Here is a 20,772-nt window from a genome sequence, read left to right on the forward strand (position 1 = left end):
GCCTCTTTGTCGGCCTCCGCCAGCGACACTCGCCCTCAGCGGGAACCGGCGGCAGAAACCAGGGACAGCACAACGCCCGCAACCCAAAACGAGGCGCTGCAGATCGCAGAAACTGGATAGCGCGGCCTATCCGAGCCGGCGCAGGATCGCCCCGGCCGCCCAGGCGCCGGTAGCGAACGAGGCCTGCAGTAGGTAGCCGCCGGTCGGCGCCTCCCAGTCCAGCATCTCGCCGGCGGCGAACACGCCCGGCAGGGCCTTGAGCCCCAGGTCGTCGTCCAGCGCCGCCCAGGCGATCCCGCCGGCGCTGGAGATGGCGCGTGCGATCGGCGCCGGGGCGGTCAAGGTGACGCGAACCTGCTTGATCGCCGCGGCCAGGGCGGCGGGGTCACGCGGCAGGGCGGCGGCGGGTGCCTCCCGCAGCAGGCCGACAGCGATGGGCGCCAGGTTCAGGGTGCGGCGCAGCCGGTTCGACAGGCTGTCGCCGGGCCGGCCGCGGGCCAGCCGAGCGGCGAGGCGCTCCAGAGGTTCATCCGGCCGAAGATCGATCGTCAGTATCGTCGATCCGTGTTCGGCGATCGCATCGCGCAACGGCGCCGAGAGGGCGTAGATCGCGCCGCCCTCCAGGCCTCGCGCCGTGACCAGGGCCTCGCCGCGGACCGCATGGCCGGCGGCCGCCAGCGCCACGCCCTTCAGCGCCTGGCCCTGGAAGCGCTGGGCGAAGTGCGGGCTGAAATCGGCGAGAAAGCCGCAATTGGCCGGCAGCAGCGGCGCGACTTCGACGCCGCGGCGCGCAAGCAACTCCGCCCAAGCCGAATTGCCCCCGAGCCGCGGCCAGCTCGCGCCGCCCAAGGCCAGCAGGGTCGCATCGGATCGGGTCGCGATCGCGGCGCCGCCGGGTCCCTCGAAGCTGAGCGCGCCTGCATCATCCCAGCCGATCCAGCGATGGCGCAGGCGCAGCCTCACGCCCTGCCCGGCCAGCCGCGCCAGCCAGGCGCGCAACAGGGGTGAGGCCTTCAGCGCCTTGGGGAACACCCGCCCGCTGGTGCCGACAAAGGTCGGCTGGCCCAGGCCCTCGGCCCAGGCGATCAGGTCCGCCGGCGCAAAGGCCCGCAGCATGGGCTCCAACCGCCCGGCCGCGGCGCCGTAGCGGCCGAGGAAGCGGTCGAAAGGTTCGGAATGGGTCAGGTTCAGCCCGCCGCGCCCAGCCATCAGCAGGCGCCGGCCAAGGCTTGGCATCTGCTCGTAGATCGTGACTTGGGCTCCAGCCGCACTCAGCCGTTCGGCGGCGATCAGGCCGGCAGGCCCGCCGCCGACGACGGCGATCTGGGGAGATTTATTTCGCGACCGTGCAGCCATAGCCGTCGGCATAGGTCGCCCGGCCCTGGAACATCAAGAGCCGCGCAGTCACCGCCGCCGACGCCGGCATGCGCGAGCGGTCGACCGCGACCTTGAACTTGCCGATGTCGGGCTGGAATTCGGCGCGGCAGGAGGCTTCGGAGCGGCCGGTGACGAACAGGCAGGAGCAGTACTGCTTGGCGACATAGGTCCCGCCGATACCGGCATAGGCTGCGAGCTGCCGTCCGCCCCAGACCGCGAGCGCCAGCATCGCCAGCAGCACGACCCCGCCGATCGCCTTCGTCCGTGTGGTCATGCCAGCCCTCGACGCATCGACCCGCTGTCCCTGGCCGCCGTTTATGGTCTAGCCTCGATGCGGTTCGTCGGAGGGAAGCTTGGCATGAAGCGGCGCGATTTCGCCATAGGCCTTGGCGGCCTGAGCGTGCTGGGCGGCGTTCGGACGGGCGCGGCGACGCCGGTCGACTGGCCGACCGGATCTCTGGCCGGGGACAAGGCGGCGATCGACAAGGCCTGGGCGGCCGGCTCGACCGGCGCCGCCTCGCCGATCGGCCGTTCCGACGCCCTGGTCGTCGCCCAGAACGGCCGGCTGGTCTACGAGCGCTACGGCCCCGACCATGGTCCGGCGACCCGGCACGTCTCGTGGTCGATGGCCAAGTCCTTCACCCAGGCCCTGGCCGGGATCGCGGTGCTGGACGGCAAGATCGACATCGACGCGCCGCTGAAATCGGTCGCCCATCCCGACCCCGGCCTGACCCTGCGCCGCCTCTTGACCCTGACCGACGGGCTGAAGTGGGACGAGAACGACTATAGCCCCGTCAGTTCGGACGCGACGCGGATGCTGTACGGCGCGGGCCGGCTGAACGGTGCGGCCTATACGGCGAAAAAGCCGCAGGCCTACCGGCCGGGCGAGCACTGGAACTATTCCACCGGCGCCTACCAGCTGGCGGCGGCGGAACTGCAGCTGAACCTGTTCCCCACCGCCCGCGCGCCGGACCAGCGCCGCGCGGCCATGGCCGGCTGGATCCGGCAGCGCCTGTTCCAGCCCTTGGGGATGACCACGGGCCTGGCCGAATTCGACCCCGCCGGCGGCTTCTACGGCGGCTCGCTGATCTACGCCTCGGCGCGCGACTACGCCCGCTTCGGCGAGCTCTACCGCCTGAACGGGGTTTGGGGCGGACAGCGCATCCTGCCAGAAGGCTGGGTCCGCTTCGCCCGCACCCCGACCCTGAACCCGACCTACGGCGCCGGGTTCTGGCTGGAGACCAAGGCCGGGGTCACGCCCGCCGGCATGATGGCCGGCCAGGGGCCGCTGGACGCCTTCTGCGCCCAGGGCCATGCCGGCCAGGTGATCATGGTGATCCCGTCCAAGGCGGCGGTGATCGTTCGCCTGGGCCTGATGCCGGACGACGACGCCGCCTGGCGGCGGCTCGGCCAATGGTTCGCGCCGGTGGCCAACGCCCTGGCGGACGCCTGAGGGCCTCTATTTGTCGGGCTGGGGCGTGGTCCCGACCCAGGTCCAGCCGGCGATCTTCCAGCCGGATTTCATCCGCGTCAGGGCGTAGGTCATCTGGGCCGGCTCCTTCATGGCCGAGCCCTTTTCCTTGTAGGAGAAGGTCGCCGGGATCACGACGTAGCCATGAGAGCCGTTGATGTCGGCGCGGGTCGGCTCGCCCAGGGTGACCTTCTCGTCGGTCTGACCGGCGGCCTTGGACGCGGCCATCAGCGATTTGGCCCAGGCCTGGACCGATCCAGGCCCGGCCCAATGGTGCGGCGGGACCTCGTCGATGATCGAGGCGCCGCTCAAATGCGCAGCGGCGGCGCCCTTGACGTCGCCCTTGTTGAAGTCGTCGATGAATTGGTGGATCGGAACCATCAGTTGAGCGTCGGCCGCGAGTGTTGCGGAAGCAGACAAGAACGCCAGCACAAGCACGGCGCCGAAAAGCTTGGACTTCATGAACGCCTCCCTTTGTTGTGGCGAAACCAGACGCCCGATCGGCGATTTCCACAAGGGTGAAGTTCTGAACTTTTCTCAACTCGAGGAGCCGCGCTCCCCGGCCCTTCACCTCGCCGATGCGGCTTGACCCGCCTGTCTTCGGCGCGTCATCGTATGGGTGAACGCTGGCAATCCAGCCGTCCGCGCCTATCTGGAAAAGATCGGAACATGTGAGGCGGCGAAGGTGGGCGCAAAGCCGCGCCACCACAGGCCTGCGCGAGGAGGACGCGTGTTGCAACTGGACTATGTCGCGCCGACCACCGCCGACGAAGCGGTCAGGGCGCTGGGCGGCGGTCAGGCCAAGGTCCTGGCCGGCGGCACCGACCTTCTGGTGCAGATGCGCTCGGGCCGGGTGCGGCCTCAGCGGATCGTCGACCTGAAGCGCATCCCCGGCCTGATCGGCGTGCGCGAGGAGGCCGGCGGCTTCGTCATCGGCGCAGCGACGCCGGGCGCGGTGCTCGGCGAGCACAAGGCCCTGGTCAAGGCCTGGCCGGGGGTGGTGGAGGCGGCCAATCTTATCGGCTCGACCCAGGTGCAGGGCCGCGCCAGCATCGCCGGCAACCTCTGCAACGCCTCGCCAGCCGCCGACAGCGTGCCGGCGATCATCGCCGCGCGGGCCGTGGCCGTGGTGATCGGCGCCAAGGGCCGGCGCGAGGTTCCGGTCGAGGCGATCGCGGTCGCGCCTGGCAAGACCAGCCTGGCGCCCGACGAGTTCGTGCTGGAGATCCGCCTGCCGGCGCGGCCGGCCCGCGCCGGCGACGCCTATCTGCGCTCGATCCCGCGCACCGAGATGGACATCGCCGTGGTCGGGGCGGGCGTGAACCTGATCCTGAACCCCGACGGCGGCGTCGCCGAGGCGCATGTGGCCCTGGGCGCGGTGGCGCCCACCGCCCTGCTGGTCCCGGAGGCCGGGGCGGCGATCATTGGATCGAAACTGGACGAGGCGGCGCTGGAGCGGCTGGACGCGGCCGCCCGGGCCGCCTGCCGGCCGATCAGCGACAAGCGCGGCACGGCGGACTATCGGATCAAGATCGCCGGCGTGCTGGCCAGGCGCGCGGCGAAGATCGCCTATCAGCGGGCGAGCGAGGCTTGAGAGGCGAATGAGCAAGCGAACCCACATTTCAACGACAGTGAACGGCGACCCTGTCGAGTTCCTGTCCGATCCCGGCGTGACCCTCCTGGACGCCCTGCGCGACGAGCTGCAACTGACTGGGGCCAAGGAAGGCTGCGGCTCCGGCGACTGCGGCGCCTGTTCGGTGATGCTGGACGGGCGGCTGGTCTGCTCGTGCCTGGTGCTGGCGGTGGAGGCCGAGGACCGGCGAATCGAGACCATCGAGGGCATGGCCCAGGGCGGCGAGTTGCACCCGCTGCAGCAGAAGTTCCTGGAGCACGCGGCCCTGCAGTGCGGCTTCTGCACCCCGGGCCTGCTGGTCGCGTCCAAGGCCCTCTTGGACCAGAACCCGGACCCGACCGAGACCGAGGTCCGCTACTGGTTGGCCGGCAACCTCTGCCGCTGCACCGGCTACGACAAGATCATCCGCGCCGTGATGGATGCGGCGGCGGAACTCAGGCAAGCGCGGAGGGTCGCATGACCGACGTGATGGACAAACCGGCCCTGAAGGTGGTCGGCACCCGGCCGATCCGCCCCGACGGCGTCGACAAGGTCACCGGCCGCGCGGCCTATGGCGCCGACTTCGCCATGCCGGGCATGATCTGGGGCAAGATCAAGCGCAGCCCGCACGCCCACGCGCGGATCGTCTCGATCGATACGAAGAAGGCCCGCGCCCTGCCGGGGGTGAAGGCGGTGGTGACCGCCGCCGACTTCCCCGACCTGGCCTCGCAGGAGTTCGAGGCGGGGGAGAGCGCGTCGAACCTGCGCGACATGTCGCTGAACGTGATGGCCCGGGGTAAGGCGCTCTACAAGGGCCACGCCGTAGCCGCCGTCGCAGCCGCCTCGCCTCAGATCGCCCAGGCGGCTCTGGAGCTGATCGAGGTGACCTACGAGGTCCTGCCGCATGTGATCGACGTCGAAGCGGCCATGGCCCCGGGGGCGCCGCTGCTGCACGATCATCTTTATACGGAAGGCCTGGACGAACATCCTGCCGCGCCCTCCAACATCGCCAAGCGCAACCGGCTGGAGCGCGGCGACCTCGCCGCCGGCTTCGCCGCCGCGGAGGTGATCGTCGAGGGGCGCTACGTCACCCAGGCCGTTCACCAGGGCTATATCGAGCCGCACGCCTGCGTCTGCGCCATGAGCCAGGACGGCCAGGCCCAGGTCTGGTCCTCCAGCCAGGGCCAGTTCATGGTCCGCACCTACAGCGCCAAGATCTTAGGGATCGACGCGGCCAATATCCGCGTCACCCCGGCCGAGATCGGCGGCGGCTTCGGCGGCAAGACCGTGGTCTATCTGGAGCCGGTGGCCCTGGCCCTGTCGCGCCAGTCCGGCCTGCCGGTGAAGATGGTGATGACCCGCGAAGAGGTATTCGAGGCCACCGGCCCGACCTCGGGCGCCGTGGTCGAAGTCAAGCTGGGCGCGAAAAAGGACGGCCGCATTGTCGCCGCCGAGGTCGAGCTGAAATACCAGGCCGGCGCCTTCCCCGGCTCGCCGGTCGGGGCCGGTTCGATGACGGCGCTGGCGGTCTACGACATCGAGAACTTCCGCATCACCGGCTGGGACGTGGTCACCAACACGCCCAAGGTCGCCGCCTATCGTGCGCCAGGCGCGCCGATCTCGGCCTTCGGGGTCGAAAGTGCGGTGGACGATCTGGCGCTGAAGCTCGGCATGGACCCGATCGCCATCCGTGAGTTGAACGGGGTCCGCAACGGGGTCAAGGCCTCCTACGGCCCGACCTTCCGCGACATCGGCTTCCAGGAGACCCTGGCCGCCGCCAAGGCCCATCCGCACTGGTCGGCGCCGCTGGGCCCGAACCAGGGCCGGGGCGTCGCGGCCGGCTTCTGGTTCAATATCGGCGGGGAATCCACCGCCGCGGTCCACATCAATGAGGACGGCGGGGCGGTGGTTGCCACCGGCAATCCCGACATCGGCGGCAGCCGCGCATCCATGGCCATGATGGCGGCCGAGGTCCTCGGCCTGCCGGTCGAAAAGGTCCGCCCCATCGTCGCCGACACCGCCTCGATCGGCTTTTCCATGCTGACCGGCGGCAGCCGCACCACCTTCGCCACCGGCATGGCGGTGACCCAGGCAGCGGAAAAGATCGTCGCCGACCTGAAGCGCCGCGCCGGCCTGCTCTGGGACGTGCCCGTCGACCAGATTGCCTGGGAAGGCGGCGCGGCCCACTGCCTGGACCCGCGCAAGGATGTGAAACCCCTGACCCTGGCCGCCCTCGCCGCCCAGTCGGGCAAGACCGGCGGGCCGATCTCGGCCGAGGTGGCGATCAACGCCCAGGGCGCCGGCCCCGGCTTTGGCGTGCACATCTGCGATGTCGAGATCGACCGCGAGACCGGCCACGTATCGGTGGTGCGCTATACGGCGGTGCAGGATGTCGGCAAGGCGATCCATCCGGCTTACGTCGAGGGCCAGATCCAGGGCGGCGCAGTCCAGGGCATCGGCTGGGCGCTGAACGAGGAATATGTGTTCGACCGCGAAGGCCGGATGGAGAACCCCGGCTTCCTCGACTACCGCGTGCCCGTCGCCTCGGACCTGCCGATGATCGATGCGGTGATGGTCGAAGTGCCCAATCCGCGCCATCCCTTTGGCGCCAAGGGCGTGGGCGAGGTTCCTATCGTGCCGCCCCTGGCCGCAGTGGCCAACGCCGTGCGCGGGGCCCTGGGCGTGCGCATGAGCGAGTTGCCGATGTCGCCGCCCAAGGTGCGGGCGGTGCTGGATAGTCTGTAGACGGAGCATCAGGCTTTGGCGCGGGTCAGCATCAGCTCGGACGGTCGCGGCTTCACCGGCGGCATGGGCGAACTGGAGCTGGCCGCGACGGACGTGCGTGGCCTGATCCATGCGCTGGACGCCCGCTTCCCCGGCCTGGGCGACTATGTCCAGCGGCGCATGGCCATCGCCATCGACGGCGAGATCCACCAGGACGCCTGGGCCGAGCCCCTGCGCCCCGACGCCGAGGTGTTCCTGATCCCCAGGATCGGGGGCGGATAAGGAAAAGCTCCATGCTGACGCTCTACGACCATCCGTTCTCGCCCTATGGCCAGAAGGTCAAAATAGCTCTGCGCGAGAAGGGGGTCGCCTTCGAGGCGCGAGTTCCGACGGATCTCGGTCCCGGCGGGGCCGCTGGAGATTTCGTGCGCGGCAATCCCCGCGCCGAAGTGCCGATGCTGGTGGATGACGAGGTGCGGATCTTCGATTCGACCGTGATCGTCGAATACGTCGAGGACAAGTGGCCAGAGCCGCCGTTGCTACCCAAGACCCCGGCCGAACGAGCCCGGGCGCGGCTCCTGGAAGAGGTGATGGACACCCATTACGAGGCGATCAACTGGGGTCTGGGCGAGTTGAACTGGTTCCGGCGGGCCGAGGGCGACCTGGCTGAAACCCTGCGCGCCGCCGCGGCCCGGCACACGGCCAGCTTCCAGGCCTGGCTGGAGGGTGAGCTTGGCGACCGCGACTGGTTCAACGGCGAGGCCTTCGGCTGGGGCGACATGGCCGTTGTCCCGCACCTCGCCAGTTCCGCCACCTTGGGCCTGGCGCCCGCGGCGGGCACGCGGCTCGCCGCTTGGCTCGGCCGCGCCCTCGATCGGCCCTCGGTCGCAGGGACCCTGGCCGAGGCCAGGGCCTTCGCCGCCACGGCGGGAATGAGCGATGTGGCCGAACTGGTGCGTACCGGCGGCTTCAAGCGAGAATATCGCGACCACCGGCTGGAATGGATGATCAAGGCCGGCGGCCTGGAGGTGGTGGCAAAGGGTATCGCCGCCGACAATATCCGCTTCACGCCGGGTTTCGCCTAAGGCGGCGCCGGAGATTGCCGGCCTAGGCCATCCCGGCCTAAACTCGGCCCTTCGGTTCTGGCGCAGAGGATGCACCGCCATGCGCACCATTGCGGTGATCGGGCTCAAGGGCGGCTCGGGCAAGACCACCATCGCCACCCACATGGCCCTGGGCGGGCACATCCGCGGTCTGACCACCCTGCTGGCGGACGTCGACCCGCAGGGTTCGGCGCGCGAGGTGCTACGGGCTAGAGGCGGCGAGGGGCCGGAGGTGGTCGACGCCACGGGCTCGCACCTGCTGTCGGCCCAGATGACTGCGGTCAATGCGGGAGTCCAGCTGATGGTGATCGACACCGCAGCGGGCGCCGTCGAGGAGGTTGGCCAGGCCATCGTGCTGGCTGACCTGTCGCTCCTGGTCGTGCGCCCGACCCTGCTCGACCTCGCAGCCATGGTGCGCACGGTCGAGGTGGTGCGGCGGCTGAAGAAGGCGGCCCTGGTGGTGGTCAACCAGGCCGCGCCGGCCCGCGACGGGGTCGAGCCGCCCATGGTCAAGCGGGCTCTGAGGGCGCTGGAGTTCATGCGCCTGCCGGTGGCCCCGGTGATCATCCGCTCGCGCGCCGTCTATCAGACCGCCCTGGAGACCGGCCGTTCGGCCGAAGAGGCCTGGGACGACACCGCCGCCGAGGAGATGGGCGAACTGTGGACCTTCATCGAGCGCTTCGCCCTCGGCCCTCGCGAGATCCCCGCGGCGATGGCCGCGGAGCGCTAGCTTTCCTCACGCCGCCGCGGTCGAGCTCGGCGCCTGCAGGGCGAAGCCGGCCAGGAAGCCGGCCACGTCCTGCGCCGGCATGGGCCTGGCGAAATAGTAGCCCTGGGCCTGGTCGCAACCCAGGAATTCCAGACGCTGCAGCTGGTCGTTGGTCTCCACGCCTTCGGCCACCACCTTCATGCCCAGGCTGGACCCTAAGGACAGCACCGCCTTGACGATCGGCTCGTCGTCGCGGCTCTGCACGAAGGAGCGGTCGATCTTCAGCCGGTCGATCGGGAACTGCTTCAGGTTGGCCAGCGAGGCGTAGCCGGTGCCGAAGTCGTCCAGGGCGATCATCACCCCCAGCTGGTGCAGGGCCCGCACCGTGTCGCTGACCGACTCCGAGCCCCAGCCCATATAGACGTTCTCGGTCACCTCCACCGTCAGGCGGTTGGCCGGCACGCGCCAGTGTTCCAGCTTTTTCATGATCAGCTCGGCGATCCCGCCGGTCCGGAACTGCGACGCCGAGAGGTTCACCGCCACCCGGCCGAAGGGCACATCCTGGTCGATCCATTCGCGCATCTGCTTCATGGCGCTGTCCAGCGCCACCTCGCCCAGCGCCAGGGAGCATTCCGGATCCTCGAAGGCGGCCAGGAAGGCGCCGGGCAGGAGCAGGCCCCGCGTCGGGTGACGCCAGCGCATCAGCCCCTCCAGCCCGGTCACTCGCCGCGGCTCGGCGATGTCCACCAGGGGCTGGTAGTAGAGGGTGAACTCGTCGCCCTGGATGCCGGCCCGCACCTCGCGCAGCAGGCGGATGCGCTTTTCCACCTCGCTGCGCATTTCGGGACGGAAGGAGACGATCTTGTTCCGGCCGGTGTCCTTGGCCTTGTACATGGCGATGTCGGCGTTCTTGAGCAGCTGGCCGGCGTCCTCGTCATCCTGGGGATAGAGGGCGGCGCCGACGCTGACGCTGATGGTCAGGCTGGCGCCCCCGTGCTGCATGGGGTTGCGCAACAGTTCCATCAAAAGCCGGGTCGGCCGCTCCATGTCCTCCGGCCCGCGCACGCCGGGCAGGATCACCGCGAACTCGTCGCCGCCCAGGCGGGCCACGGTGTCGGTGCGGCGGAAGGTCGAGACCAGCCGGTCGGCCACCGATAGCAACAGGGCGTCGCCGGCGTCGTGGCCCAGGGTGTCGTTGACGTCCTTGAAGTGGTCCAGGTCCAGCATGATCAGCCCGACCTTCTCCCCCAGCCGCCGGGCGCGGTCGACCGCGGCGGCGAAGCGCTCCTGGAACAGGGCGCGATTGGGTAAGCCGGTCAGGGGATCGCGGAACGCGAGGTCCTCCATCTGGGCGGTGTGGCGGCGCTGATTGGTCACGTCCTGCAGGGTGCCGGTGATGCGGGCGATCCGATCGCCCTCGATCGCCGCCTCGGCCTGGCAACGGATCCAGCGCGGTCCGGTCTCGCTGGGAAACTCGAACTCGCGGTCCAGCGGCGTCCCCTCCTGCACCAGCCGCTCGATCCCCCGCAGCACGTCTTCGCGCGCCTCTGGGCCGAACAGGCCGCGCATCAGCTCGCGCGCCGGCGCAGCCTCCGGATCGACGCCGAAGATGCGATAGGTCTCAGGCGACCAGCGCATGGCTTGGCTGACAAGGTCCAACTCCCAGGCGCCAAGGCCGGCGATGCGCAGGGCGGTGGCGAACAGCTCCGGCTGAGTCGGGGCGGCGTATCTCTTCTGGGGCATGGCGCCTCGCGGGGATTGATCCGCGGAAAAGGCTGTCAGGCTTGGGTTAAGCGGCGTTGAGAGAAGAAGATTGAGCCGCGATTAACGCTGCCGTGGCCCTCGCCATTGCCCCGGGGCGCGGCCGAGCCCCTTCCCTCGCGCGGAGAGAAGGGGCGGCGACGCGATCTAGTGAGGCTTGCCGGCCGGCTTGGCGGCAGGCTTGGCTGCAGGCTTCGCAGCCGGTTTGGCGGAAGAGGCCGGAGCCGGCTTGGCCGCCGCCTTGCCATGGTGATGGTGGTGATGGCCGTGATGGTGGGCCGAACCCTTGGCCGCCGCGGCGTGATGTCTGTGATGACCGCCGGAGGCCTTCTTGTGGTGATGGCCGCCGCCGGAGGCGTGGTGATGCCGGTGATGGCCGCTGGCCTTGGGCGCCTCGCCCGCAGAGTGCCAATGCTTGTGGTGGTGCATCGGCTCGGCCGCGGCGGGCATGGCGATGGCGAGGGCCCCCGTGGCCGCCAGCGCCAGCAGAATTCGCTTCATGGGTCACTTCCTAGAGAGAGCTTTCGGCCGAATCGCCGGGCCGAAACCGGCCGCCACAGCGCCCGGCCCGCGCATCAAGCCTCGGCTCGCTCGATTTGTCACACCCCATTTTTCGCGGCGTTTGACGGGGCTCGCCAGAATTAACTGGCGCTGCACGAAGTTTCCTGTATTCGACGCGGCGGGCCACACCCTCCCAACGGGGTGCTGCTCATCTGCAAGGATGGGAGACATCATGACGACTACCCCCGCCAAGCCGGCGATGCGTCCGGCTCGTCCCGAGTTTTCGTCCGGACCGTGCGCCAAGCACCCGGGCTGGAACGTGGCCAATCTGCAGGGGGCGGCCGTCGGCCGGTCCCACCGCAGCAAGATCGGCAAGGCTCGCCTGAAAGAGGCGATCGACCGCACCCGCGAAATTCTCGAGGTTCCCGCCGACTACCTGATCGGCATCGTCCCTGCGTCCGACACCGGCGCGGTGGAGATGGCCCTGTGGTCGCTGCTGGGTCCGCGCAAGGTCCAGCTGCTGGCCTGGGAATCCTTCTCCAAAGACTGGGTCACGGACGTCACCAAGCAGCTGAAGCTGGACGCCGAGGCGCTCAATGCGCCCTATGGCCAGCTGCCCGACACCTCGAAGGTTCGCCCCGACTGCGATCTGGTGTTCGCCTGGAATGGCACCACCTCGGGCGTGCGCGTGCCCAATGCCGACTTCATCGCCGCCGACCGCGAGGGCGTGGTGATCTGCGACGCGACCAGCGCCGTGTTCGCGCAGGCGCTCGACTGGGACAAGCTCGATGTGGTCACCTTCTCCTGGCAGAAGGTGCTGGGCGGCGAGGGCGCGCACGGCGTCCTGATCCTGTCGCCCCGCGCGGTGGCCCGGCTGGAAAGCTACCGCCCGCCCTGGCCCATGCCCAAGCTGTTCCGCATGACCAAGAACGGCAAGGTCAATCTCGAGATCTTCGAGGGCTCGACCATCAACACCCCATCCATGCTGTGCGTCGAGGACTATCTCGACGCCCTGAAGTGGGCGGCGCAGGTCGGCGGCCTCCAGGGCCTGCACGCCCGCGCCGACGCCAATTTCGACGCGCTGGACCAGTGGGTGGCCAAGACCCCCTGGATCGACTTCCTGGCCGAGGTTCCGGCCACCCGGTCGAACACCAGCGTCTGCCTCAAGATCGTCGATCCGCGCGTCACCGCCCTTCCTGCCGACGGCCAGGCCGACTTCGCCAAGAAGCTGACCAGCCTCTTGGAAAAGGAAGGCGTGGCCCTGGACGCCGGCGCCTATCGCGATGCGCCTCCCGGCCTTCGCATCTGGTGCGGCGCCACGGTCGACACCGCCGATCTCGAGGCCCTGACGCCCTGGCTCGACTGGGCCTTCGCCACCGTCGCGGCCGAGCTTCTCTCGGCCTGAAACCATCCGCTCATCCCGGCGAATGCCGGGACCCAGATCATAGGGCGCGCGTGGCCGGCCTTGGATCTCCAAGATCCTGATCAAAGGCTACAGCCATACGATCTGGGTCCCGGCATTCGCCGGGATGAGCGGGATTGCTTGCACCCAATTTCCCGAAATTCCGTACAGCGAGACTCCACCATGGCTCCCCGCGTTCTCATCGCCGACAAGCTGTCCCCCGCCGCCATCGAGATCTTCAAGGCCCGCGGCGTCCAGGCGGACGTCAAGACCGGCCTGTCGAAAGACGAACTGCTCCAGATCATCGGCGACTATGACGGCCTGGCCGTCCGCTCCGCCACCAAGGCCGACAAGGATGTCCTGGCCGCCGCCAAGAACATGAAGGTGATCGGCCGCGCCGGCATCGGGGTCGACAATGTCGACATCCCCGCCGCCACCGCCGCCGGCATCGTGGTGATGAACACCCCGTTCGGCAACTCGATCACCACCGCCGAGCACGCCATCGCCATGATGTTCGCCCTGGCCCGCCAGCTGCCCCAGGCGGACCTGTCGACCCAGGCCGGCAAGTGGGAGAAGAACCGCTTCATGGGGGTCGAGCTCTACGCCAAGACCCTGGGCCTGATCGGCGCCGGCAATATCGGCTCCATCGTCGCCGACCGCGCCAACGGCCTGAAGATGAAGGTGATCGCCTACGACCCCTTCCTGTCGCCCGAGCGCGCGGTCGAGATCGGCGTCGAGAAGGTCGAGCTCGACGAGCTTCTGGCCCGGGCCGAGATCATCACCCTGCACACTCCCCTGACCGACAAGACCCGCAACATTCTCAGCCGCGAGAACCTGGCCAAGACCAAGAAGGGCGTCCTGATCATCAACTGCGCCCGCGGCGGCCTGGTCGACGAGCAGGCCCTGCGCGAGGGCCTCGACTCGGGCGCCATCGGCGGGGCGGCCTTCGACGTGTTCGTCGAGGAGCCGGCGAAGCAAAACGTCCTCTTTGGCGCGCCCAACTTCATCGCCACCCCGCACCTCGGCGCCTCGACCAACGAGGCCCAGGAGAACGTGGCCCTGCAGGTGGCCGAGCAGATGAGCGACTATCTCCTGACCGGCGCAGTCACCAACGCCCTCAACAGCCCCTCGGTCACCGCCGACGAGGCGCCCAAGCTGAAGCCGTTCGTGGTGTTGGCCGCCGACCTCGGAGCCTTCGCCGGCCAGATGGTCGATTTTGGCATCAAGTCGATCGACCTCGCCTATGAGGGCGAGGTCGCGGGCCTGAACGTCAAGCCGCTGACCGCCGCGGCTCTGGCGGGCGTGCTCAAGCCCATGCTGGCCACGGTCAATATGGTCTCGGCCCCCGCCATGGCCAAGGAGCGCGGCATCGTGCTCAGCGAGAGCCGCCAGGACAACTCGCCCATCTATGACAGCCTGATCCGCATCACCATCACCACCGAGCTCGGCAAGCGCAGCTTCGCCGGGACCCTGATCGGCGGCGCCCCCCGCGTGGTCGAGGTCAAGGGCATGGAGCTGGAGACCCCGATCATGCCGGCCATGCTCTACGTCAACAACGAGGACAAGCCAGGCTTCATCGGCGCCCTGGGCGTGCTCCTGGCCGAGGCGGGGATCAACATCGCCACCTTCAACCTCGGCCGCGTTTCCGCCGGCGAGGACGCCATCGCCATGGTCGGCGTGGACCAGGCCCCCAGCGAGGCGGTGCTCGCCAAGGTCAAAGCCCTGCCGCATGTGAAGGAAGCCCGCGCCCTGGTGTTCTGAGCGGCCCCGGCCCCGGCGCGCTCGCTCAAGCCGCTATCCGCGGCTCCGGGCCGACATAGCGCGACTGGGGCCGGATCAGGCGGCCGCCGGCCAGCTGCTCGCGGGCGTGGGCGATCCAGCCCGCGACCCGGCCCATGGCGAAGACGCAGGTGAAAGCCTCGGGCGGGAAGGCCAGGGCCTCGAGCAGCAGCGCGGTGTAGAACTCGACATTGGTCTGCAGCGAGCGGTCGGGCTTGCGTTCCTTCAGGATCGCCAGGGCCGCGCTCTCCACCGCCTCGGCGAAGGCCAGCCGGCCCGGCAGGGCGTTGGAGCCCTCGCCCATCACCCTGACCGCCTGCTTCAGCGCATCGGCCCTGGGGTCGCGCACGCGATAGACCCGGTGGCCGAAGCCCATCAGCCGATCGCCGCGGTCCAGCGCCGCCTCGATCCAGGCGCGGGCGTTCTGCGGCTCGCCGATCTGGTCCAGCATCTCGATCACCGGCCCGGGCGCGCCGCCGTGCAGCGGCCCCTTCAGCGCGCTGATCCCGCCCAGCACCGCCGAGGTCAGGCCGGCGCGGGTGGAGGCGATCACCCGGGCGGCGAAGGTCGAGGCATTGAGGCCGTGGTCCGAAACTGTGACCAGATAGGCGTCCAGGCCCGCCGCCTCGGCCGCGCTCGCCGGCCGCCCCTTGACCATGCGCAGGATGTCGGCGGCGTGGCTCAGCGAGGGATCGGGGGCGATGGGCGCCAGGCCCTGTCGGGCGCGAACCACGGCGGGGGTGAACACCGCCGGCGCGGCCACCAGCCGCAAGGCTACAGCCAGGTCGTCGCCATCGTGCAGCCGGGCAGTCAGGGCGCGTACCGCCTCGATCGGGCCGAGCGCCTTAAGCCCCGCGTCAAGGGCGGCGGTTTCGCGGAACACCTCGGCGCGAGCACGGCCCAAAGCCTCGCTCAGGCCCGCCTCGTCGGGCAAGCCGTCGAAGAAGCCGGCGAAAAGCAGCGCCATCACCTCTTCGAACCGGGCCTGGCCCGACAGGTCGTCGAGCGAGCGGCCGCGGATCACCAGACGGCCAGCCTCGCCGTCGACTTCGGACAGGATGGTGTCGGCGGCGATCACGCCTTCAAGGCCATCGGACATGGAACAGCTCCTTGCATATTTCGCAGCTGTTCTCTCGCCAGAACCGTGATACCGTCAATCTTGATCAATATAATCAACGTTGATGATAATGCTTGAATGGTTGACCTCGACGGAAGCTCAGGAGCGTCTCGGCGTGCGCGCCCAGACCCTCTACGCCTATGTCAGCCGTGGCCGCATCGAGGCGCGCACGGACGAGGACGACCCCCGCAAGAGCCTCTACCGGGCCGAGGACATCGACCGCCTGTCCCGCAGCAAGGCCAAGAGCCGCAAGGCCGAGCAGGTCGCTCAGGACGCTATCGCCTGGGGCGAGCCGGTGCTGCCCTCGGCCATCACCACCATCCACCGCGGCCGGCTGTTCTATCGCGGCCGCGACGCCGCCCTCTTGGCTGAGCATGAGACGCTCGAGGCCGTGGCGCGCCTGCTGCGTGGCGGCGACGGCGTGGCGCTGAAACGCCGTCAGGCCGATCCGCCGCCGCCAGGAACCACAGGCACGGCGCGGGCTTTCGCAGCCCTAGCGGCGCGCGCAGGCGCGGACGCTCCGGCGCGCGGCCGCGCGCCCTTGGCCCTGGCGGCCGAGGCGGTCAGCCTGCTGCACCTCTTCGCCGATGCGGTGGCCGGCGAGACCGGCGAAGGCCTGATCCACGAGCGACTCGCCGCAGCCTGGGGGCAGGATACCGCCGGCGCGGACCTGATCCGCCGCGCCCTGGTGCTGCTGGCCGACCACGAACTCAACCCCTCGACCTTCGCCGCGCGGGTGACGGCGTCCACCGGCGCCTCTCTGGCGGCCGCGGCCCTGGCCGGCCTCGCCGCCCTGTCGGGGCCGCTGCATGGCGGCATGGCGCCGAGGGTCCAGGCCTTCCTGCTGGAGGCGGAGCGACTGGGGCCAGGCGCAGCGGTGGCCGGCCGCCTCTCCCTCGGCCAGCCGATCCCGGGCTTCGGCCACCCGCTCTATCCAGCCGGAGACCCAAGGGCGCGCTGCCTGCTCGAAGCCTTCGAGCCCCCGCCCCTGTTCGACGAGGTGCGCCGCACGGCCGAAGCCGCCACCGGCCATCTGGCCAATGTCGACTTTGCCCTGACCGGCCTCGCGGTCACGCGCAAGCTGCCGGCTGACGCCGCCTTCCTGCTCTTCGCCACCGCCCGCTGCGCCGGCTGGCTGGCCCACGCCCTGGAGCAGGTCCAGACCGGCCACCTCATCCGCCCGCGGGCGCGCTATGTGGGGCCGGCGCTGGACTGAGCGGAAGCCGGATCAGACGCTTCCGGACGTGCCCCCGCTGGGGACTAGGGCGCTGGTGACTGCGGCTCCCCAGTTGGAGGTCGTGGAGTTGGTGGGCGCAAAGCCGCCGCCATGCCCGCCCATCGCCGCCGCGTTCTGGGCGAACAGGGTCGTCGTGGCCGCCCCGCCCACCGGCGGATCGTGGATCGCCGTGCCGCCGGCGCCGTCGTTGGCCAGCTTGAAGTTGCTGGTGACGTAGGTCCCGATCAGGGTCAGTTGCTCGACCAGCGCGCCGTCGGTGATCGTCAGCGTTCCGCTGGTCCCGTTCTGGGTCCAGCTCGCCGTCTCGCTGGCGTTGTAGGCGAAGGTGTCCAGATCGATGGTGTCGCCGAGGACGAAGCCGGAGATCTTCGCCGCGAACCCGCCGGTGTTGAAGATCTTGATGTCGCCGCCGGTACCCAAGAAGCCGACCGTCTGGCCCGCGCCGATGATCCCGGAATCGATGACCAGGCCGCCGTTGATGGTCAGGCCGGCGGCGATATTGCCGCCGGACGAGACGGTGACGATGCCGCCGCTGTTGACCGTCGTGCCGCTGGCGACGCCGCCGGAGAACACGTACTGGTGCCCGCCCGAGAGCACCAGGGTATTGACCGCGACTGAGCCGGACTCGACGTTCTCGGCCCCGCCGCTGGAGAGGGTGGTGTTCACCGCCTTGCCGCTGAGCAGCAGGCTGTCATGGCCGCCGCTGAGCACGATCGTCGAACTCGCCACCCCGCCGGAGATCGCATAGAGCACCCCGCCGGACGACACCACATTGGCGATGCCGACCCCGCCGGACAGGCTCTGGAAGCCGCCGCTGGAGATCTGGGTGCCGCTGGCCACCCCCCCACCGCTGATGTGGGTGTGGGCGCCGGCCAGGATGATGGTGCCGTTGGCCGTGGCCCCCGGCCCGACATACTGCACCGCGCCGGCGGTCAGGGTCGTGCCGCTGGCGATGCCGGTCGAGCTGACCACCTCGAAGGCGCCCGTCCCGCTGACGACCGTCCCGAACGCCTTGCCATAGATCGTGTCATGGCCGCCGGCGCTCACCTGAGCGTTGCTGACCACGCCGCCGGACGAGACGTATTCGAAGCCGCCGCTGGAGATGAACGGGTTGTAGGCGATCGCGCCTGAACTGGTGGTCTCGAAACCGCCGGCAGAGATGATCGTATCGGTCGAGGCCCCGCCCGCAAGGACCGAGTCATGGCCGCCATTGCGAATGGTCGCCGAGAGCAGGTCCGCCCCCGAATGGACATAGGCGACGCCGCCGCTGCTGACCACGGCGTTGTAGTCGATACCGCCGGACAGGGTCTGCAGCACCCCGCCGCTCAGCACCGTGGCGCTGACAATGTCGACAATCCCGCCCGCCTTGACCGCGACGCCGCTGACCGTCTTCGCCGCCGTATAGAGGCCGGCCGACAGGGTGACACCCGCCGAGAGTACGGGAATGAGGAGTTCGAGCACGCCGCCGCTGTTGACATTAGCCCCGACGGCGAGGGCGCCAGGATACAAGGCCAGTACGCCGCCGCTCTGGACCGATGTCCCGCTGACCTTGCCGCCAGCATAGACAAACTCGACCCCGCCGCTGCCGACGGTGGCGCTGGTGTCGACGCCGCCGCTCGATACGTAGGTGTAGCCTGCGCCGCTGATCAGGTCGCCGAACGCGGCGCCGCCGCTCTCGATGTACTGATAGGAATAGGCGCCGACGATAGTGTCGAACTGCGCCGACCCGTAGTCGTATTGCGTGCCCGATATCAGGCTGTATTCATCCAGGCCGCCCGCCAGGATCGTCTGCGAGCCCACGCCCGCCACGGTTTGGGAGAAGGTCAGGCCGCCGGATTGGACGGTCTCGACCCCGCCCGAGGCGATGATGTCGTACTCGGCGAGGCCGTAGACGGTCTGAGCGCCGCCGGACGAGATGGTCGAATATTCGTCCTGGCCGCCGAGGTAGACGACTTGGGAGCCCGACGCCAACACGGTCGTGCTGATCGCGAGGCCGCCCTGCTCTACGTTCTGGATGCCCCCGCTGCCGACCGTCGCCGCGGCGGCTTCCCCGCCGACGAGAATGAACTCGACCCCGCCGCTGCCGATGGCGGCGCCGCTGTCCAGCCCCCCGCTCATAACCGAGACGTAGCCCTGGTTGCTGATGGCGTCGCCGAAGGCCACGCCGCCGCTCTCTATATACTGGTAGGCGTAGAAGCCCTCGATCGTGTCGTAGTTGACCGTGCCGTAGTTGGATTGCGTGCCGGAGATGAGGCTGTATTGGTCCAGCCCGCCGGTGAAGATCGTCTGGATCGCGGAAGCCGAGACGGTTTCCGATTCGGACTCGCCCGACGAAAAGACGTACAGATTGCCGCCCGAGCCGACGCTGCCGTAGGCGGTGACGCCGCCGCTCTCGACGAAGTCGACACCGGCGTTCGAGGCGCCGAATTCAAGGCCGTAGTTGTCGACGAACCCGCCCGACGAGACGGTGGCGTAGTCGGCCTCGCCCCCGCTGTAGACGAATTGCTCGCCCCCGCTCAGCACGGTGGTGCTTTGAATGACTTGGCCGGATAGCACGTACTGAATCTGGCCCGAACTGACGATGGTCATCGTGGTGTCCCCAGGAATGTCGGATACGCCAAAAACGCGCACTCGTGCGAGCGCCGCCACCCCGGAGCATCGCAGCGCGAGTTCGCCTTTGGGGACAGCGTGGCTTTACCACGACCTTCTAATACCGCCCCAAGCGTAGCGGAAGACCTGAAATCGAAAAAAGAGAACAACGTTACATCTTTTTAAGCCGGGTAACGCAGGCGCGAACCCAGAGTGACGAAGGTCACTAGTCTCTAATCTGACGAATTAGACCTTGATCGACACGGGCCTTCGGGAGCAGCGCCGATGCGCGACCTGTGCGGCTGCTGCAATCTATTGCGTTTTCCGTCGCACCCCCTCCCCCCAACGCCTCCGTTGGCGAAGCGGCGAGACGCGCTGTGGTATTGCGAAAATCTGACGACAACGCCCTTTGGTTGAATGACGCCCGCACAGCTCGCCTCCGGGCCGTCAGGTCCCGGTCAGCCGAGCGTGGCCATGCTCCCTTGCGACGAATTGTTGAGACCGGCCGAGCCCGCCCGGCTATATGCGAATCGATCACGACCTTGGCCCTGGGGGTTTCATGACGCACGACGGCTTGACCGCAATCCTGCTCGGACTTGTGGAGGGGATCACCGAATTCATCCCTGTCTCGTCGACCGCCCACCTGCTCCTGACCAAGATGCTGATGGGCCTGCCCGACGGCTTCTGGGACACCTTCATCGTGCTGATCCAGATGGGCGCGATCCTGGCGGTGGTGGCGCTCTACTTCAACCGGCTGCTGCACGTGGCCCTGCGGCTGCCCTCCGATCCGGCGGCTCGGCGGTTCGTGGCCAGCCTGGCCATAGCCCTGGTCCCGGCCTTCATCCTGGGCTTCGGCCTGCACGACGTGATCAAGAAGGTGCTGTTCGAGAGCCCCCGGCTGATCTGCTGGTCGCTCTTGATCGGCGGGATCGTGCTGTGGCTGCTGGACCATTTCCGCCCGGCGCCGGTGATCGACAGCTCGGAGAAGATTCCGTTCGTAAAGTCGCTGCTGATCGGCGTCTCCCAGTGCCTGGCCCTGATCCCTGGCGTGTCGCGCTCGGGCGCCACCATCGCCGGCTCGCTGCTCCTGGGCGTCGAGCGGCGCGCGGCGGCCGAGTTCTCGTTCTTCCTGGCCATACCGACCATGGCCGGCGCCTTCGCCCTCGACGCCTGGAAGAGCCGCCACGACATCGACATGAGCCACGCCGGCATCATCGCCATCGGCTTCGTGGTCTCGTTCGCCGCCGGCCTCCTGGCGATCAAGACCTTCATCGACTTCCTGGCGCGGCACGGCTTCGCCGTCTTCGCCATCTGGCGGATTCTGGTCGGCGGCGGCGGCCTGATCTGGCTCTACTTCTTCGCCCACGCGGCGGCGGGATAGGCCGTCGCA

18 protein-coding genes are annotated in these 20,772 nt (G+C 69.1%); 11 read left to right on the forward strand and 7 right to left on the reverse strand.

Annotation, left to right across the window (positions count from 1 at the left end; translation table 11 throughout):
- Positions 1–126 precede the first annotated feature (126 nt).
- Positions 127–1,356: a BaiN/RdsA family NAD(P)/FAD-dependent oxidoreductase gene (locus tag KCG34_RS14015; protein WP_211936267.1), complete on the reverse strand. Its 1,230-nt coding sequence runs from the start codon at positions 1,354–1,356 to the stop codon at positions 127–129.
- Entirely contained in the window at positions 1,334–1,651 is a 318-nt protein-coding gene (locus tag KCG34_RS14020) for a hypothetical protein (protein WP_211936268.1), read from the reverse strand. The genes KCG34_RS14015 and KCG34_RS14020 overlap by 23 nt, the downstream gene beginning before the upstream one ends.
- Before the next feature lie 84 nt (positions 1,652–1,735).
- On the opposite strand from KCG34_RS14020, the gene KCG34_RS14025 reads away from it, so the two are divergent.
- Positions 1,736–2,830 (forward strand): serine hydrolase domain-containing protein, encoded by a 1,095-nt coding sequence (locus KCG34_RS14025; RefSeq protein WP_211936269.1) that lies wholly within the window; start codon positions 1,736–1,738, stop codon positions 2,828–2,830.
- A 6-nt stretch (positions 2,831–2,836) separates the two neighbouring features.
- On the opposite strand, the gene KCG34_RS14030 is transcribed toward KCG34_RS14025, so the two are convergent.
- The gene (locus KCG34_RS14030) at positions 2,837–3,310 is read right to left on the reverse strand and encodes a nuclear transport factor 2 family protein (protein WP_211936270.1); all 474 of its coding nucleotides are present in this window, start codon (positions 3,308–3,310) and stop codon (positions 2,837–2,839) included.
- Between the two features lie 268 nt (positions 3,311–3,578).
- On the opposite strand from KCG34_RS14030, the gene KCG34_RS14035 reads away from it, so the two are divergent.
- From KCG34_RS14035 to KCG34_RS14060, 6 genes are all read left to right on the forward strand, one after another.
- Entirely contained in the window at positions 3,579–4,442 is an 864-nt protein-coding gene (locus KCG34_RS14035) for an FAD binding domain-containing protein (protein WP_211936271.1), read from the forward strand.
- Between the two features lie 7 nt (positions 4,443–4,449).
- Positions 4,450–4,941: a (2Fe-2S)-binding protein gene (locus KCG34_RS14040; RefSeq protein ID WP_211936272.1), complete on the forward strand. Its 492-nt coding sequence runs from the start codon at positions 4,450–4,452 to the stop codon at positions 4,939–4,941.
- The gene (locus tag KCG34_RS14045; protein ID WP_211936273.1) at positions 4,938–7,205 is read left to right on the forward strand and encodes a xanthine dehydrogenase family protein molybdopterin-binding subunit; all 2,268 of its coding nucleotides are present in this window, start codon (positions 4,938–4,940) and stop codon (positions 7,203–7,205) included. Before KCG34_RS14040 ends, KCG34_RS14045 begins: the two co-directional genes overlap by 4 nt.
- Before the next feature lie 15 nt (positions 7,206–7,220).
- Positions 7,221–7,466 carry a MoaD/ThiS family protein gene (locus KCG34_RS14050; protein ID WP_211936274.1) on the forward strand — a complete coding sequence of 82 codons (246 nt, stop codon included), beginning with the start codon at positions 7,221–7,223 and terminating at the stop codon, positions 7,464–7,466.
- An 11-nt stretch (positions 7,467–7,477) separates the two neighbouring features.
- Positions 7,478–8,269, forward strand: coding sequence for a glutathione S-transferase family protein (locus KCG34_RS14055; RefSeq protein WP_211936275.1), 792 nt, complete (start codon positions 7,478–7,480; stop codon positions 8,267–8,269).
- A 79-nt stretch (positions 8,270–8,348) separates the two neighbouring features.
- Complete coding sequence (locus KCG34_RS14060) at positions 8,349–9,017, forward strand: nucleotide-binding protein (RefSeq protein WP_211936276.1); 669 nt, start codon at positions 8,349–8,351, stop codon at positions 9,015–9,017.
- 6 nt (positions 9,018–9,023) lie between these two features.
- On the opposite strand, the gene KCG34_RS14065 is transcribed toward KCG34_RS14060, so the two are convergent.
- Both KCG34_RS14065 and KCG34_RS14070 read right to left on the reverse strand, forming a co-directional pair.
- On the reverse strand, positions 9,024–10,739 hold the full coding sequence (locus KCG34_RS14065; RefSeq protein ID WP_211936277.1) for a putative bifunctional diguanylate cyclase/phosphodiesterase: 1,716 nt from the start codon (positions 10,737–10,739) through the stop codon (positions 9,024–9,026).
- 165 nt (positions 10,740–10,904) lie between these two features.
- Positions 10,905–11,258: a hypothetical protein gene (locus KCG34_RS14070; protein WP_211936278.1), complete on the reverse strand. Its 354-nt coding sequence runs from the start codon at positions 11,256–11,258 to the stop codon at positions 10,905–10,907.
- Positions 11,259–11,490: 232 nt separating this feature from the next.
- Here KCG34_RS14070 and KCG34_RS14075 point away from each other — a divergent pair, with 232 nt between their 5' ends.
- On the forward strand, positions 11,491–12,663 hold the full coding sequence (locus KCG34_RS14075) for a phosphoserine transaminase (RefSeq protein ID WP_211936279.1): 1,173 nt from the start codon (positions 11,491–11,493) through the stop codon (positions 12,661–12,663).
- A 180-nt stretch (positions 12,664–12,843) separates the two neighbouring features.
- Complete coding sequence (gene serA, locus KCG34_RS14080) at positions 12,844–14,421, forward strand: phosphoglycerate dehydrogenase (RefSeq protein WP_211936280.1); 1,578 nt, start codon at positions 12,844–12,846, stop codon at positions 14,419–14,421.
- A 25-nt stretch (positions 14,422–14,446) separates the two neighbouring features.
- On the opposite strand, the gene KCG34_RS14085 is transcribed toward serA, so the two are convergent.
- Positions 14,447–15,538 (reverse strand): citrate synthase/methylcitrate synthase, encoded by a 1,092-nt coding sequence (locus KCG34_RS14085; RefSeq protein ID WP_211936281.1) that lies wholly within the window; start codon positions 15,536–15,538, stop codon positions 14,447–14,449.
- Between the two features lie 88 nt (positions 15,539–15,626).
- Between KCG34_RS14085 and KCG34_RS14090 the strand changes: the two genes are divergently transcribed.
- Positions 15,627–16,772 carry a citrate synthase family protein gene (locus KCG34_RS14090; RefSeq protein WP_211940826.1) on the forward strand — a complete coding sequence of 382 codons (1,146 nt, stop codon included), beginning with the start codon at positions 15,627–15,629 and terminating at the stop codon, positions 16,770–16,772.
- A 12-nt stretch (positions 16,773–16,784) separates the two neighbouring features.
- Here the strand turns inward: KCG34_RS14090 and KCG34_RS14095 are convergent, their stop codons facing one another.
- The gene (locus KCG34_RS14095) at positions 16,785–19,382 is read right to left on the reverse strand and encodes an AIDA repeat-containing protein (protein ID WP_211936282.1); all 2,598 of its coding nucleotides are present in this window, start codon (positions 19,380–19,382) and stop codon (positions 16,785–16,787) included.
- A 559-nt stretch (positions 19,383–19,941) separates the two neighbouring features.
- On the opposite strand from KCG34_RS14095, the gene KCG34_RS14100 reads away from it, so the two are divergent.
- Positions 19,942–20,763, forward strand: coding sequence for an undecaprenyl-diphosphate phosphatase (locus tag KCG34_RS14100; protein WP_211936283.1), 822 nt, complete (start codon positions 19,942–19,944; stop codon positions 20,761–20,763).
- The last annotated feature ends 9 nt before the right edge of the window (positions 20,764–20,772 follow it).

Origin of the sequence: Phenylobacterium montanum (assembly GCF_018135625.1) — a bacterium.
GTDB lineage: Bacteria > Pseudomonadota > Alphaproteobacteria > Caulobacterales > Caulobacteraceae > Poindextera > Poindextera montana.

Bases quoted from the DNA above. Each gene is read 5' to 3' on its own strand.
- KCG34_RS14015 (WP_211936267.1), bottom strand. From the start codon at position 1,356: ATGGCTGCACGGTCGCGAAATAAATCTCCCCAGATCGCCGTCGTCGGC.
- KCG34_RS14020 (WP_211936268.1), bottom strand. From the start codon at position 1,651: ATGACCACACGGACGAAGGCGATCGGCGGGGTCGTGCTGCTGGCGATG.
- KCG34_RS14025 (WP_211936269.1), top strand. From the start codon at position 1,736: ATGAAGCGGCGCGATTTCGCCATAGGCCTTGGCGGCCTGAGCGTGCTG.
- KCG34_RS14030 (WP_211936270.1), bottom strand. From the start codon at position 3,310: ATGAAGTCCAAGCTTTTCGGCGCCGTGCTTGTGCTGGCGTTCTTGTCT.
- KCG34_RS14040 (WP_211936272.1), top strand. From the start codon at position 4,450: ATGAGCAAGCGAACCCACATTTCAACGACAGTGAACGGCGACCCTGTC.
- KCG34_RS14045 (WP_211936273.1), top strand. From the start codon at position 4,938: ATGACCGACGTGATGGACAAACCGGCCCTGAAGGTGGTCGGCACCCGG.
- KCG34_RS14055 (WP_211936275.1), top strand. From the start codon at position 7,478: ATGCTGACGCTCTACGACCATCCGTTCTCGCCCTATGGCCAGAAGGTC.
- KCG34_RS14060 (WP_211936276.1), top strand. From the start codon at position 8,349: ATGCGCACCATTGCGGTGATCGGGCTCAAGGGCGGCTCGGGCAAGACC.
- KCG34_RS14065 (WP_211936277.1), bottom strand. From the start codon at position 10,739: ATGCCCCAGAAGAGATACGCCGCCCCGACTCAGCCGGAGCTGTTCGCC.
- KCG34_RS14070 (WP_211936278.1), bottom strand. From the start codon at position 11,258: ATGAAGCGAATTCTGCTGGCGCTGGCGGCCACGGGGGCCCTCGCCATC.
- KCG34_RS14075 (WP_211936279.1), top strand. From the start codon at position 11,491: ATGACGACTACCCCCGCCAAGCCGGCGATGCGTCCGGCTCGTCCCGAG.
- serA (WP_211936280.1), top strand. From the start codon at position 12,844: ATGGCTCCCCGCGTTCTCATCGCCGACAAGCTGTCCCCCGCCGCCATC.
- KCG34_RS14085 (WP_211936281.1), bottom strand. From the start codon at position 15,538: ATGTCCGATGGCCTTGAAGGCGTGATCGCCGCCGACACCATCCTGTCC.
- KCG34_RS14090 (WP_211940826.1), top strand. From the start codon at position 15,627: ATGCTTGAATGGTTGACCTCGACGGAAGCTCAGGAGCGTCTCGGCGTG.
- KCG34_RS14095 (WP_211936282.1), bottom strand. From the start codon at position 19,382: ATGACCATCGTCAGTTCGGGCCAGATTCAGTACGTGCTATCCGGCCAA.
- KCG34_RS14100 (WP_211936283.1), top strand. From the start codon at position 19,942: ATGACGCACGACGGCTTGACCGCAATCCTGCTCGGACTTGTGGAGGGG.